The sequence below is a fragment of the Streptomyces sp. HPF1205 genome (assembly GCF_020400825.1).
GTDB lineage: Bacteria > Actinomycetota > Actinomycetes > Streptomycetales > Streptomycetaceae > Actinacidiphila.
In genome coordinates this window covers 1-207 of record NZ_JAINVH010000187.1, presented here as the reverse complement: position 1 = coordinate 207, position 207 = coordinate 1, and the positions used below count along the sequence as shown (strand labels likewise).

The window sequence follows — 207 nt, the reverse complement described above, 5'->3', positions numbered from 1 at the left end:
CGGGTCGCGGTTCGCGCGGCGGGTGTGAACTTCCGTGATGTGCTGAGCGCGCTGGGTATGTATCCGGGTCCTGCCGGGTTGCTCGGTGGTGAGGGCTCGGGTGTGGTCGTGGAGGTGGGTCCGGGTGTGTCGGACCTTACTGTGGGCGACCGCGTGCTCGGCATGTTCGGCGGCGGTTACGGCACGCTCGCCGTGGCGGATACGCGG

1 protein-coding gene is annotated in these 207 nt (G+C 69.6%); it reads left to right on the top strand.

Annotated elements, in window-relative coordinates:
• On the top strand, positions 1 to 207 hold a 207-nt coding region (locus K7G61_RS36225; RefSeq protein WP_225851388.1), incomplete at both ends, for an alcohol dehydrogenase catalytic domain-containing protein.